A 13366-nucleotide genomic window follows, 5' to 3' on the forward strand; every position below is an offset into this window, starting at 1 on the left:
TCGATCGCCGCGAACACGTACTTCGGCTGGAAGTGAATGTCCGCGATCACCGGGATCTGCGACTTGCGGGCGATCGTCGCCAGCGCGTCCGCGTCATCCTGCGTCGGACACGCCACCCGCACGATCTGGCAGCCCGACGCCGTCAGCTCCGCGATCTGCTGCAACGTCGACCCGATGTCCGACGTACGCGTCGTCGTCATCGACTGCACCGACACGGGCGCCCCGCCCCCGACCGGCACCGGCCCCACCTGGAGCTGCCGCGACACCCTGCGGGTGGCGACAGGGCGGGCCGGTACCTCGGGGACGCCCAGGGAGACGGCGCTCATGGCGTCACTCCCGGTTTCCGGAGACGGTCTCGCGCAGGGCCCGCAGCGACTCCTTCAGGGAGCCCATGGTGGCGAGGACGGCGGTCGGCTCGTAGCCGCAGTGCGCCATGCAGTTCGCGCAGCGCGGGTCCTTGCCGCGGCCGTACTTGTCCCAGTCGGTGTCCTCGACCAGCTCGCGGTACGTCGGCACATAGCCGTCGCTCATCAGGTAGCAGGGGCGCTGCCAGCCGAACAGGGAGTAGTTCGGGATGGCCCAGGCGGTGCAGGGGAAGTCGACCTTGCCCTCCAGGAAGTCCAGGAACAGCGGGGAGTGGTTGAGCCGCCACCGCCTGCGGTTGCCGCCGGAGAACGCCTTCTTGAACAGCTCACGGGTCTGCTCGACCCCGAGGAAGTGCTCCTGGTCGGGCGCCTTCTCGTACGCGTAGGCGGGCGAGATCATCATCTCGTCCACCTCCAGGTCATCGTTGAGGAAGTTCAGCACCTCGACGATGGTCTGCGGGGTGTCGGTGTTGAAGAAGGTCGAGTTGGTGGTGACCCGGAAGCCGCGCTGCTTGGCCTCCTTGATCGCCGCCACGGCCTCGTCGAAGACGCCTTCCTTGGCCACGGACTCGTCGTGCCGCTCACGCAGCCCGTCGATGTGCACCGCGAACGCGAAGTACGGGGACGGCGTGAACTTCTCCATCTTCTTGCGCAGCAGCATCGCGTTGGTGCACAGGAAGACGTACTTGCGCCGGGCGACCAGCTGGCGCACGATCTCGTCGATCTGCGGGTGCATCAAGGGCTCACCGCCCGCGATGGACACCATCGGCGCGCCGGACTCCAGCACCGCGCCCACGGCCTGGGCGACCGGCATCCGCTGCTTGAGCACACCGGCCGGGTGCTGGATCTTCCCGCAGCCCTCGCACTTGAGATTGCAGGCGAACAGCGGTTCCAGCTCGACGATCAGCGGAAACTTGTCCCGCTTGCGGATCTTCTGTTCGGCCAGGTATGTAGCGACCTTGATGGACTGACGCAACGGCATGGCCATCTGGCTCACCTCCGGGGGAGCGGCAAGGAACGGTGCCATTCGAAGAAAGCGGGAAGGACGGAACGGAGAACACGGAAGGCCGATATTCCACCGCGAAGCGTTCCGATCCGGACAAGTTCATGTTCAGGAGCGTCCACGACCACTCGGACGGCCGCAACCGGGCGGGCTCCCGCGCCGACGGCGCCACGCAGGGTGGCCGCCGACTCCATGTCGACCGCGATGGCGCCGGTCGCCAGCAGAGCGGAGCGTTCCGGGCCCCGGACCACATGGTCGGAGCCGGTCAGGGGGCCGGTGTGGACGGTGCGGCCGGGGACGGCGCGCCTCAGTTCCTTCACCAGCAGCTCGGTGCCCACGCAGGGGACGGCCCCCCACTCGTCCCGGGTCTCCTCGGCGACGACCAGGTCACCGGGGTGCATGCCCGGTGCCAGCCCGGCACAGAAGCCGGTGGCCAGTACGGCGGCGTCGGCCGGCTCCAGCTCGGCGAGCCTCGCGGTGACGGACCGCACCGCCGCCCTGGGACCCATGCCGGTACGCAGGACGCTGAGCCGCTCGTCGGCCCCGCCGCGGTCGCCGGTGCGCAGGGCGAGCTGCTCGATGCCGAGCGCGCAGACGATCAGCAGCGGTGCGGAGGCGGGCCGGGATCTCATTCAGCTCCCTCCGGACACGGCGCACGGGCCTCTGCGTGCGGCCAGGGGGGCCTTCTCGAAGGGGTCGCCGTGCAGATACCGGCCGAGCGCGGTGAGCGGGAACACCAGCCGGTAGAGGTGATAGTTGATCGAGAAGTCCCAGGGGAAGCCGGTGCCGGTGAAGTACGGCTCGTCCCAGGAGCCGTCCGCCCGCTGGGTCTCGGCCAGCCACCGCACACCCCGCTCGACGGGGTCGGTGTCCCGCTCCCCCGCCGCGAGCAGCGCCATCAGGGCCCAGGAGGTCTGGGAGGCGGTGGAGGCGCCGCGGCCGCTCCATTCCTTGGTGTGCTGGTAGGAGCGCAGATCCTCGCCCCAGCCGCCGTCGTCGTTCTGCACCTGCCGCAGCCAGTGCACCGCGCGGCGGATCGCCGGGTGGGAGGTGGGCAGTCCGGCCGCGGTGAGGGCGGGCACCACCGAGCCGGTGCCGTACACGTAGTTGACGCCCCAGCGGCCGAACCAGGAGCCGTCGGCCTCCTGTTCGGCCAGCAGCCAGGTGATGCCGCGCCGGGTGCGCGGGTCGTGGGCGAGTCCCTCGGCCGCCATCATCTCCACGACGTGTGCGGTGACATCGGCGGAGGGCGGGTCGATGACCTCGCCGAAGTCGCAGAACGGCAGCCGGTTGGGGAACGGGCTGGTGTTGTCGACGTCGAAGGCGCCCCAGGCGCCGTTCTTCGACTGCATCCCGAAGTTCCAGCGCACGGCCCGCCCGATCGCCCCGTCCACCCGGTCGGGTGCGGGGTGGCTGACCCGGCGCAGCGCGAGGGCGACCTCGGCGGTGTCGTCGATGTCGGGGTAGTTGTCGTTGTGGAACTCGAACGCCCAACCTCCTGGCGGGAGTTGAGGGCGCTTGACCGACCAGTCGCCGGGGCGGCGGATCTCCTCACCCAGCATCCAGTCGGCCGCCTTCAGCAACTGCGGGTGATCGGCGGGGAGTCCGGCGTCGGCCAGGGCGATGACGGCGAGGCAGGTGTCCCACACCGGGGACTGGCACGCCTCGATCATCCGGGAACCGTCGTCGCGCCAGAGGGCGAACCGGTCCAGCGACTCCAGCCCCGCGCGCATCACCGGGTGTCCGAGGTCGTAGCCGAGCAGGTGCAGCGCGATGACCGAGTACACGGCGGGGGGCTGGATGCCGCCCCAGCAGCCGTCGTTCTCCTGGCGTTCGACGATCCAGCGGCCGGCGGAGTTCACCGCGGCCTGGCGCAGCCAGGACGGTACGGCCTTGCGCAACCGGTGCACCACCCGGTCGAGCCGTTCGAAGACACCCTGCCAACTGGTCAGCGGAGCCAGTGGCTTGGGCGGGTTGGGGTTGGCCGGGTCGATGTGCAGCTCGTCGAGCGTGAAGGGTGCCGGGCGGACCGGGCGCTTGGCCGAGACGATGGTCAGCGGCACGATGGTCTGCCGGGCCCAGCAGCCGAAGTCGTAGATGTTGAGCGGCATCCAGGTGGGGAACCAGATGAGTTCGGGGGGGAGTTCGGGCAGGTCCTCCCATCTCCACCAGCCGAACAGGGCGAGCCAGATCCGGGTGAAGACGCGGGCGGAGGCGATACCGCCGCGTGCGCGGACCCAGGCCGAGGCGCGTGCCATGTGGGGGGCGTCGGGGGCGTCACCGGCGAGGCGCAGCGCCACGTACGCCTCGACGGTGGCGGACAGGTCGCCGGGGCCGTCGTAGAAGGTCGCCCAGGCGCCGTCCGTGCGCTGCTCGCTGCGGATGAACAGGGCGGCGGCGCGGGTGGTGGCCTCGTCGCGGATGCCGAGGAACTGGCGCAGCAGGAGATCCTCGGCGTCCATGGTGACGTTCGTCTCCAGGTCGCCCTTCCACCAGCCTTCGGGGTCCTGCTGGGTGAGCAGGAACTCGATGGCGCGCGCCGCGGCGCGTTCGGCGGCCTCGGGTACCCCGGCCGCCAGGGGGGTGGTGCTGTCGGTGTCGCTGGCCGCGGCAGCGCGGGGCGGAATGGCCGCCCCGGTGCTTCCGTCGGTCGTCGCTGTCATGGCTTCCCCTTCACGCAGTCGTCCGAGTCGTGCTGCTGTGGGTCCGCCGTCGGCCGGTGTGCCGTGGATCGCGTCGCACCGGCCGGCGACTACGCGAGGATTATTCGGCCGATAGTGATCATCTCTTCCTCACGACGACGAAGTCGGCGAGCGCCGTGAAGGCGGCCCGCACCCGGTCGGGCATGTCGACGGCGTGCAGGGCCTCGATGGCCACGGTGTGCTGGCGCCGCGCCTCGTCCGCCGTCCACTCGCGGCCGCCGGCCTCCTCGATGAGGGCGGCGCGGGCCGCGAACTCCGCCTCGGAGAAGGCGGCGAAGTCGCTGCTCTTGGCGTCGGCGGCGAGGATCTCGCCGAGCCGCTCGGAGGCGGGGCCGCCGGCCGCGAGGGCGGCCACCACGGGCAGGGACTTCTTGCGCTGGCGCAGGTCGCTCCAGGTCTGCTTGCCGGTGGACTCGGGGTCGCCCCAGATGCCGAGGAGGTCGTCGACGGCCTGGAAGGCGAGGCCGAGGTGGTGGCCGTAGCGCTCCAGGGCGTCGGCGGTGCGGTCGTCGGCGCCGCCGAGGACCGCGCCGATGGAGGACGCGCAGGCCAGCAGGGCGCCGGTCTTGTTGCCCTCCAACTCCAGGCACTCCTCGACGCTGACGCGGTCGCGGTGCTCGTAGGAGATGTCCTGGGCCTGGCCGTCGATCAGGGCCCGGGTGGCGGTGGTGAGACGGCGGGTGGCGCGGCCGGCCTCGACGGTGCCCAGCTCCAGCAGGACCTCGTTGCCGAGGGCGAACAGGGCGTCGCCGACCAGGATGGCCTGGGCGGAGCCGTGCACCTTCCACACGGTGTCGCGGTGGCGGCGCTGCTCGTCGCCGTCCATCAGGTCGTCGTGCAGCAGGGAGAAGTTGTGCACCAGCTCGACGGCGACCGCGCCGGGCACGCCCACCTCGGGGGCGGCGCCGGTGACCTCGGCGGAGAGCACGGCGAGGGCGGGGCGCACGGCCTTGCCGCCGTCGCCCGCCGCCGGGTTCCCGGCGGCGTCGATCCAGCCGAAGTGGTAGGCCGCGACGGTGTCCATGGGGGGCGCCAGCCGGTCGACGGCGGCGCGCAGGACCGGGGTGGCCAGGGTCCGGCCGCGCTCCAGCAGTGCGGTCACGTCCACCGCGGCGGCGGCTGTCGAGGCCGGGGGCGGCACAGTGGGCACAGTCTCTCCTCTTGTTGCGGTACCGGGGGTACGGGGCCCCTCCGGGCTGTGCTGGTCGAGCATCAGGCCGCCTCCCCGAAGGTGAAGAGGTGGCGGGGGCGGGGGCGGCCCAGGGCGCCGAGCGCGGCGTCGGCCGCGCTCACGCCGCTGCGGACCGCGCTCTCCATGGTCGCGGGCCAGCCGGTGGCGGTCCACGCTCCGGCCAGGTACAGGCCGGGAACCTCGGTGCGGGCGCCGGGGCGCAGCCGCCCGACGCCGGGGGTGGGGGCGAACGTCGCGGTGCGCTCCCGGGTCACGAAGAAGTCCCGTACCCGCGCGGTGCGGGCGCCGGGGATCAGCCGTTCCAGCTCGGGCAGATAGCGGGCGCGCAGGTCGGCCACGGGGGCGTCGATGTCGTCCTGGGCTGCCGACTGGGACAGCGCCAGGTACTGGCCCTCGCGCAGCCCGGAGGCGGCGGTGCGGTCGAACACCCACTGCACGGGCGTGCCGAGCGCGGCGAAGAAGGGCCGGGCGAGCACGGGACGGTCGTACACCACGTGCACGTTGAGGATGGGAGCGGTGCCGATGCGCAGCAGCCGGGCGGGGTCGTCGAGGGCGCCGGGCGGCAGCAGGTCGTGGGTCTCGCGCTGGGGTACGGCGAGGACGACGGCGTCGGCGTCGATCGTCTCGCCGGGCACCTCGACGCTCCAGCGCCCGTCCGCGTTCCGGGAGACGGAGCCGACCCGGGTACGGGTCTCGGTGCGGACGCCCGCGGAGTCGAGCGCCTTGCGGGCCAGCCGGTCGTGCAGTTCGCCCAGCGGGACACGGGCCCAGCCGATGTCGGCCGCGCCCGGCTCGGACAGCAGCCCGGTCCTGAACACCATCGCGGCGAGCCCCAGCGAGGCGTCGCCCGCGACCGCGTTGAGGGTGGCGACCCCGACCAGGTCCCACAGCGCCTCGATGGCACGCGCGGACTGGCCGTGCCGGGTCAGCCAGGAGCCGAAGTCCTGGCCGTCCAGCGCCGGGTCGGCGGGGTCGAGCCTCTTGAGCGCGAGTGCGGCCCGTCCGACGGACGCGCGCTCGGCGAGCGAGAGGTGCGGATAGCCGGCCAGGCCGCGCCCCAGGTGCAGGGGGACGGGCAGCGGGTCGCGCCGCAGCCGGCCGAGCCGCCGCCCCTCGGGCCTGGCGACGTCGACCACGGGTACGTCGAGGCGGTCCTGCACCGGTGCCAGGGCGGTGCCCTCGATCCGGTCGAGGAACCAGCGGTAGGCGGTGCAGCAGCGCAGGTGGACATGCTGGCCGTTGTCGACGGTCAGCTCCCCGCGCTGGAAGGAGAAGGCGAGTCCGCCGAGGCGCGGCCGGCTTTCCAGCAGGGTGACACGGACGCCCGCGTCGGCGAGCGCGAGGGCCGCGGTGATCCCGGCGAGTCCGCCGCCGACCACGACGGCGTCCCGGCCGTCGCCGCCGGCGTGCGCCCGTGCCGGGCGTGGGGCCTCGCTCATCCCGTCGCGTCCTTCCGTGGGTCCCGCGCGTGCCGGCTGAACCGTGCGCACACGGCCGTCGCAGTCAGGGACGCCACGCCGGGGTCCGGGGTTGCCCGGCGCGCCGGGGCCGCCTCCTCGGAGCCCGCCGCCATCAGGCACGCCTCCTGAGCGTGTGCCGCGAGACGTTCCGGGTGTCGAGACCGGACAGACCGCGCACGGCGACGTACGCCTTCTCGTGGCCGGGCAGCGAGACCCGGCCGCGCAGCACGGCCTCCGGGTCCCGCTCGATGCGGTCGAGCAGCCGGCGGTAGATGCCGGCCATGGCGGCGACGCAGGCGCCGCTGCGGCGGTCCAGCATGGGCAGCAGCCGGTAGCCCTCGGCGAAGAGGGCGCGGGCGCGGCGGACCTCGAAGTGCACCAGGCCCGCGAAGTCGGAGCCCTCGGGCGGGGTGGGGCCGGCGAACCCGGCCGAGCAGCCGAACTTGGCAAGGTCGTCGGCGGGCAGGTAGGTCCGGCCGCCCTCGGCGTCCTCGCGCACGTCCCGCAGGATGTTGGTGAGCTGGAGGGCGAGCCCCAGCGTGTCGGCGTACTCGGGGGCGCGCTCGGCGCCGCGTGCGCCGGGGTCGGTGCCGAAGACGCCGAGCGAGAGGCGGCCGATGGCGCCGGCCACGCAGCGGCAGTAGACCTTGAGGTCGTCCCAGGTCTCGTACGTCGCGCCGCGCAGGTCCATCTGGACGCCGTCGATCAGCTCGTCCAGGCCGCCGAGCGGGATCGGGAAGGCCAGGGCGGCATGGGTGAGGGCGACGGCCACCGGGTCGGTGTCGTCCTCCTCGACCGCGCCCGCCTGGATACGGGCGAGCAGCGCCCGGGTGTCCTCCAGGCGGTCCACCTTGACGTCGCCGGGCAGGTCGCCGTCGCCGATGTCGTCGACCCGCCGTGAGAAGGCGTAGAGCGCCGACATGGCGCGGCGCTCGGGCGTCGGCAGCAGCCGGATGCCGTAGGCGAAGTTGCGGGCCTGCTGCCCGGTGACCGTCTCGCAGTAGCGGTAGGCGGCGAGTACCGGTGCCGACACGGCTTGCGAAGCCTGCACTGCCCGGATCACCCCTCTCCTCGCAGAGTCGTGGCCGCCTCGCGCAGCAGCCGGAGCTTGCCGGGCCGGGGCGGGCCGGGAAGGACGTCGTGATCGGCGGCGACGATCGCCCGGACCGTCGCCCTTCCGCCCGCCACGAACCCCGCGAGCAGCAGCCTCAGCCGGCCGTGGACGCTGCCCACGAGGGGGGTGCCCTCGTCCAGCAGCTCCGTGGCGCGCTGTGCCTCGTACGCGATCAGGGCGCGTACGGACGCGCCGGCGCTCGGCGCGGCGAGGTCGCTCTCCTGGACGTGGAAACGCTTCATGTCCTGGGCGGGCAGGTAGACGCGGTCGCGGCCGAGGTCCTCGGCGACGTCCTGGAGGTGCTCGACGATCTGGAGCGCGGTGCACACGGCGTCGGAGCGGCGGACGCGCTCGGGGGTCGAGGTGCCGGTGACGGCGAGCACCAGGCGGCCGACCGGGTTGGCGGAGAGTTCGCAGTAGGCGAGCAGGTCGTCGTAGGTCTCGTAGCGGGTGACGAGCTGGTCCTGGCGGTTGGCGGCGATGAGGCCGAGGAAGGGCTCGGGGGTGAGGCCGCGGCGGCGCACGGTGGGCACCAGGCGGCGCAGCAGGGGGTGGTGGGGGGTGCCGTCGAAGACGCGGCCGAGGTCGGCCTCGAAGGCGTCGAGCAGGGCGAGCCGGTCGCCGGCCCGCTCCGGGGGGACGCCTAGCACGCGGGCGTCGGCGCCGCCGGGGGCCAGGTCGCCGTCGCCGATGTCGTCGACCAGGCGGGCGAAGCCGTAGACGGCCATGAGGTCGGCGCGCCAGGCGCGGGGCAGGAAGAAGGGGGCCACGGGGAAGTTCTCCCGCGCGGCCTTGTCCAGCGTGGCGCGTTCCAGTGCCGTCGCCGTGTCGGTTCCCGTCACCGCGCGCTGCCCGGTGCGAGGACGGCGCGGTCCACGTTGAGCTGGGGAGTTTCCGTAGCCATTGCCGTCACATCTCCCGTTCTACACTGCCGACCCGATACTCACTATTTCGGACACGCCGCCGACCCTCCGGGGGGTGTCCCGGCGGAGGGTGTCGCGCATTATCGCCCCGATTGCCGGTTTCCGGCACCTGTACAGCTTACGTTGTACGACACGACAGGGTCCGCCGGGGTGTCCGGCGCATCGCAAGAACACCACGACGGGCGCCAAGATTCCGACGTGGCACCGGAGTTGACGCATCCTTTGCAGACGCGGGACCCCGCCGGAGGGCTGTCCGGCGGGGCCCTGACGGTCCGCGGGCTACTTGCCCGTGAACTTCTCGTACTCCTTGAGGACCTCTTCGGTGGGCCCGTCCATGCGGAGTTCGCCGCGCTCCAGCCACAGGACGCGGTCGCAGGTGTCGCGGATGGAATTGTTGTTGTGGCTCACCAGGAAGACCGTGCCGGCCTCCTGGCGCAGCTCACGGATGCGTGCCTCGGAGCGCTTCTGGAAGGCGCGGTCACCGGTGGCCAGCGCCTCGTCGATCATGAGGACGTCGTGGTCCTTGGCCGCGGCGATGGAGAACCGCAGCCGGGCCGCCATGCCCGAGGAGTACGTCCGCATGGGCAGCGTGATGAAGTCGCCCTTCTCGTTGATGCCGGAGAAGTCGACGATGCCCTGGTAGCGCTCCTTGATCTGCTCGCGGGACATGCCCATGGCCAGACCGCCCAGGATGACGTTCCGCTCGCCGGTGAGGTCGCTCATCAGGGCCGCGTTGACGCCCAGCAGCGAGGGCTGGCCGTCGGTGTAGACCTTGCCCCTCTCCGCCGGGAGCAGGCCGGCGATGGCCCGCAGCAGGGTGGACTTGCCGGAGCCGTTGGAGCCGATCAGGCCGATGGCCTCGCCCCGGTAGGCGGTGAAGGACACCCCGCGCACGGCGTGCACCTTGCGCACGCCACGCGGTTCGCCGCGCTTGACGATGCGGCTCAGGGCGGCGGTGGCGCTGCCCCTGCCGGTCTTGGCCCCGTTGACCCGGTAGACGATGTGCAGCTCGTCCGCGATGACGGTCGGCCGGCGGTCGCCGGTGTTCTGCTCAGCCACGACCGTACCGCTCCTCAGCCTTCCAGAAGTACACGAAGCCGCCGCAGCTGAGCACCACGGCCCAGCCCAGGGCGATGCCCCACACGTGCGGGGGCAGGTTCGAGGCGCCGTAGTCGTCGATGAGCGCGAAGCGCATCAGGTCCATGTAGACGGCCGCCGGGTTGGCCTGCAGCACCCGGACGATCCATTCGGGCCGGCCCGTCAGCATGGTGTTGATGGAGAACATGACACCGGAGGCGTACATCCAGGTCCGCAGGATGAACGGCATCAGCTGGGCGAGGTCCGGCGTCTTGGCGCCCATGCGGGCCACGATCATCGCGAGCCCGGTGTTGAACATGAACTGGAGCGCCAGTACGGGGACGATCAGCAGCCAGGACAGGCGCGGATAGTTGCCGAACCCGATCGCCACCACGAACACGACGAGCATGGAGAACAGCAGTTGCTGGAGCTGCTGGAGGGAGAACGAGACCGGCAGCGCGGCGCGCGGGAAGTGCAGGGCGCGCACCAGGCCGAGGTTGCCGGAGATCGCCCGGACACCCGACATCAGCGAGTTCTGCGTGAAGGTGAACACGAACACACCGGTGACCAGGAAGGGCACGTACGTGTCGTGCGACATGCCCCGGCTGGCCTTGAGGATCAGGCCGAAGATCGCGTAGTAGACGGCCGCGTTCAGCAGCGGGGTGACCACCTGCCACAGCTGGCCCAGTTTGGCCTGGCTGTACTGGGCCGTCAGCTTCGCCTGGGAGAAGGCGAGGATGAAGTGGCGGCGGCCCCACAGCTGCCGGACGTACTCGACGAGCGAGGGCCGGGCACCGCTCGCCGCGAGCCCGTACTTGGCGGCGAGATCCGCCGCCGGCAGTCCCTCGTCGGGCGACGGAGCCGCGGTCACCGCGACACCGCCGTCTTGGGTTCTCTCACTCACAGGTGGAAACTTTCGTCTTCGGGTGCGTCGTGTACTGCGCGTGCGCCGGGCTCCGTGGCCCGCCCCGTCGAGCTTCTCAGATCACCGGGGGACGGCCCAGCCGGGTCAGCCGCCACACCGTACGCCAGCGCATCGGGCGGCGCGGGCCGCACGGGCTGGTCCAGCCCTCCTTGAAGCCGCCGAACCACGCCTTGAGCGCGGGTCCGGAGGGACGGCGGGCCAGCGTGAGCAGCAGCCAGACGCCCAGGTAGACCGGGACGAGCGGCATGGGCAGGTTGCGGCGGGCCAGCCAGACGCGGTTGCGGGCCACCATGCGGTGGTACACCGCGTGCCGCGAGGGGGCGGTCGTCGGGTGGTACAGGACCATGTCCGACCGGTAGTCGATCATCCAGCCCGCGTCCAGCGCGCGCCAGGCGAGGTCGGTCTCCTCATGGGCGTAGAAGAACTCGTCCGGCAGCCCGCCGACCTCGCCGAGCACCTTCGTACGGACGGCGTTGGCGCCGCCGAGGAAGGTGGTGACGCGTGAGGAGCGCAGCGGGTCGGAGGCGCGCAGCCGGGGCACGTGGCGGCGCTGGGTCTCGCCGGTCCCGGGGTCCGCGATGCGGAAGCTGACGATACCCAGTTCCGGGTCCGCGGCGAACGCGGCCCGGCACAGCTCGGCGGTGTCCTGCCGGGCGAGCAGACCGTCGTCGTCCAGGAACAGCAGGATGTCGACGTCACCGCCGCCGGGGCCGAACGCCTCGATGCCGACGTTGCGGCCGCCGGGGATGCCCAGGTTCTCGGGCAGCTCGACGGTGCGCACACCCGCGGGCACCTCGGGCACGGGCGAGCCGTTGCCGACGACGACCACCGAGACCCTGTCGCCGTCCTGCTTGGCGACGGAGTCGATGAGCGCGCGCAGCTCATCGGGGCGGTTGCCCATGGTGATGATGACCGCGCCGACCTTCATGCCGTTCACCTCAGCCTGCTGGACACGAGAATGGACACCAGGTGCAGCACGGTCTGCAGCAGGGCGATGCCGGCCAGCACGGCGGTGCCGAGCCGGGTGAAGAACAGGTCGCCGCGCGCCTGGTCCAGGACGGCCAGCACCAGGATCAGCAGTGACGCCTCGATGCCGAGGATCAGCCGGTGGAACTTCAGCGCGGCGGCGGCCCGCCGGGCCAGCGCCATGCCGGAGGACCGCGGCTCGGCGGCGGACTCCCGCACCGGCGCCATCCCCGCCTGGTGCCGGGCGACCCCGACGAGGTCGGTCTCCGCCTTGATCAGGATCGCGCCGAGCGCCGCGAGGGTGCCGAGGAACGCCCACAGCCAGTCGATCCGGCCGCTGCCGAACAGGTCGGCGGCGCGCAGCCCGAGGCCGACCAGGACGGCGGCGTCGGTGAGGTAGGCGCCCACCCGGTCCAGGTAGACCCCGCCCAGCGAGTACTGCTTCCGCCAGCGGGCGATCTCGCCGTCCACGCAGTCCAGCAGCAGATACAGCTGGGTGGCGACGATGCCGAGCACGGCGCCCGTGATCCCCGGCACCAGCAGGGCCGGGGCGGCGAGCACACCGCAGACGGTCATCAGGTACGTGAGCTGGTTGGGCGTGATCCTGGTGTTCACCAGGTAGCGGTCGATGCGCAGGGACACCTCGCGCATGTAGAGGCGTCCCGCCCAGTGCTCACCGCTGCGCCGGTCCTTCACCCCCGCGGGGTGGACGACCGGGCGGAGTTCAGCTACCGATGGCCTTGACATAGTCGGCGTAGATGTCCTTGATCTGGTCAGTCTTGAGGTCGAGGTGTTCGAGGATCGTGTAGCGGCCCGGCCGGGTCTCCGGCGCGAACTCCACCACGCGGACGAACTCGTCCACGGTGAAGCCGATGTCCTCGGGCAGCACGGGCAGTCCGTGGCGGCGCAGCACGCCGGCCATGTGCGCCGACTCCTCGTGCGCCCCGCGCAGGTACATGGCGAAGGCGGCGCCGAGGCCGCACTGCTCGCCGTGGCTGGCGGCGCGCTTGGGGAAGAGCAGGTCGAAGGCGTGGTTGATCTCGTGGCAGGCGCCCGAGGAGGGCCGCGAGTCACCGGAGACCGACATGGCGATGCCGGACAGCACCAGCGCCTCGGCGAGGACCTGGAGGAAGTCGTTGTCCGCGATCCCGCCCGGGTGCCGGAGCACCGCCTCGCCGGCCTGGCGGGCCATGGCGGCGGCGAGACCGTCGATCTTCTCGCCGTTGACCCGGTTGGCCAGCTCCCAGTCCGCGATGGCGGAGACGTTGGACACCGCGTCGCCGATGCCGGAGCGCACGAAGCGCGCCGGGGCGGCCAGGATGACGTCCAGGTCGACCAGGACGGCGATCGGGTTGGGGACACCGTAGGAGCCCCGGCCCGCGTCGTTGTCGAGGGTGGCGACCGGCGAGCACAGGCCGTCGTGCGCGAGGTTCGTCGGCACGGCGACCAGCGGCAGGCCGACCCGCGCGGCGGCGTACTTGGCGCAGTCGATGATCTTGCCGCCGCCGAGGCCGACGAGCGCGTCGAAGTGACCCGCGCGGATGTCGTCGGCGAGCCGGACGGCGTCGTCCAGGGTGCCGCCGCCGACCTCGTACCAGGTGGCACCCGGCAGCTGCGGGGCGACCCGCTCCTTCAGCCG

The 13366-nt window shown here is 72.2% G+C and carries 13 protein-coding genes; all 13 read right to left on the reverse strand.

What is annotated here, in order from left to right:
- Positions 1-326 (reverse strand): flavodoxin-dependent (E)-4-hydroxy-3-methylbut-2-enyl-diphosphate synthase (locus tag ACFWN1_RS25700; RefSeq protein ID WP_384366439.1); only part of this gene is annotated, 326 nt, incomplete at its 3' end.
- Between the two features lie 4 nt (positions 327-330).
- A complete protein-coding gene (gene hpnH / locus ACFWN1_RS25705) occupies positions 331-1353 on the reverse strand; it encodes an adenosyl-hopene transferase HpnH (RefSeq protein ID WP_384366442.1) in 1023 nt (340 codons plus the stop codon).
- 5 nt (positions 1354-1358) lie between these two features.
- Positions 1359-2000 (reverse strand): 1-hydroxy-2-methyl-2-butenyl 4-diphosphate reductase, encoded by a 642-nt coding sequence (locus ACFWN1_RS25710; RefSeq protein ID WP_384366445.1) that lies wholly within the window; start codon positions 1998-2000, stop codon positions 1359-1361.
- Positions 2001-4031, reverse strand: a complete 2031-nt coding sequence (gene shc / locus ACFWN1_RS25715) for a squalene--hopene cyclase (protein WP_384366448.1) — start codon at positions 4029-4031, stop codon at positions 2001-2003.
- Positions 4032-4149: 118 nt separating this feature from the next.
- On the reverse strand, positions 4150-5283 hold the full coding sequence (locus tag ACFWN1_RS25720; protein ID WP_384366451.1) for a polyprenyl synthetase family protein: 1134 nt from the start codon (positions 5281-5283) through the stop codon (positions 4150-4152).
- A complete protein-coding gene (gene hpnE, locus ACFWN1_RS25725) occupies positions 5283-6701 on the reverse strand; it encodes a hydroxysqualene dehydroxylase HpnE (RefSeq protein WP_384366454.1) in 1419 nt (472 codons plus the stop codon). Before hpnE ends, ACFWN1_RS25720 begins: the two co-directional genes overlap by 1 nt.
- A gap of 133 nt (positions 6702-6834) precedes the next feature.
- Entirely contained in the window at positions 6835-7785 is a 951-nt protein-coding gene (gene hpnD, locus ACFWN1_RS25730; RefSeq protein ID WP_384366457.1) for a presqualene diphosphate synthase HpnD, read from the reverse strand.
- A complete protein-coding gene (gene hpnC, locus ACFWN1_RS25735; RefSeq protein WP_384366460.1) occupies positions 7782-8678 on the reverse strand; it encodes a squalene synthase HpnC in 897 nt (298 codons plus the stop codon). The genes hpnD and hpnC overlap by 4 nt, the downstream gene beginning before the upstream one ends.
- A 360-nt stretch (positions 8679-9038) precedes the next feature.
- Positions 9039-9818: an ABC transporter ATP-binding protein gene (locus tag ACFWN1_RS25740; protein ID WP_384366463.1), complete on the reverse strand. Its 780-nt coding sequence runs from the start codon at positions 9816-9818 to the stop codon at positions 9039-9041.
- Positions 9811-10740 (reverse strand): ABC transporter permease, encoded by a 930-nt coding sequence (locus ACFWN1_RS25745; protein WP_384366466.1) that lies wholly within the window; start codon positions 10738-10740, stop codon positions 9811-9813. Before ACFWN1_RS25745 ends, ACFWN1_RS25740 begins: the two co-directional genes overlap by 8 nt.
- A 76-nt stretch (positions 10741-10816) precedes the next feature.
- Positions 10817-11689 carry a glycosyltransferase family 2 protein gene (locus ACFWN1_RS25750; protein WP_384366469.1) on the reverse strand — a complete coding sequence of 291 codons (873 nt, stop codon included), beginning with the start codon at positions 11687-11689 and terminating at the stop codon, positions 10817-10819.
- A 5-nt stretch (positions 11690-11694) separates the two neighbouring features.
- Positions 11695-12474, reverse strand: a complete 780-nt coding sequence (locus tag ACFWN1_RS25755) for a CDP-alcohol phosphatidyltransferase family protein (protein WP_384366472.1) — start codon at positions 12472-12474, stop codon at positions 11695-11697.
- Positions 12452-13366 (reverse strand): iron-containing alcohol dehydrogenase family protein (locus tag ACFWN1_RS25760; protein ID WP_384366475.1); only part of this gene is annotated, 915 nt, incomplete at its 5' end. The genes ACFWN1_RS25755 and ACFWN1_RS25760, both read right to left, overlap by 23 nt.

It is taken from the genome of Streptomyces sp. NPDC058459 (genome assembly GCF_042721685.1).
GTDB lineage: Bacteria > Actinomycetota > Actinomycetes > Streptomycetales > Streptomycetaceae > Streptomyces.

Coding starts and splice junctions, on each gene's coding strand:
- hpnH (WP_384366442.1), bottom strand. CDS start 1,353: ATGGCCATGCCGTTGCGTCAGTCCATCAAGGTCGCTACATACCTGGCC.
- ACFWN1_RS25710 (WP_384366445.1), bottom strand. CDS start 2,000: ATGAGATCCCGGCCCGCCTCCGCACCGCTGCTGATCGTCTGCGCGCTC.
- shc (WP_384366448.1), bottom strand. CDS start 4,031: ATGACAGCGACGACCGACGGAAGCACCGGGGCGGCCATTCCGCCCCGC.
- ACFWN1_RS25720 (WP_384366451.1), bottom strand. CDS start 5,283: ATGCTCGACCAGCACAGCCCGGAGGGGCCCCGTACCCCCGGTACCGCA.
- hpnE (WP_384366454.1), bottom strand. CDS start 6,701: ATGAGCGAGGCCCCACGCCCGGCACGGGCGCACGCCGGCGGCGACGGC.
- ACFWN1_RS25750 (WP_384366469.1), bottom strand. CDS start 11,689: ATGAAGGTCGGCGCGGTCATCATCACCATGGGCAACCGCCCCGATGAG.
- ACFWN1_RS25755 (WP_384366472.1), bottom strand. CDS start 12,474: ATGTCAAGGCCATCGGTAGCTGAACTCCGCCCGGTCGTCCACCCCGCG.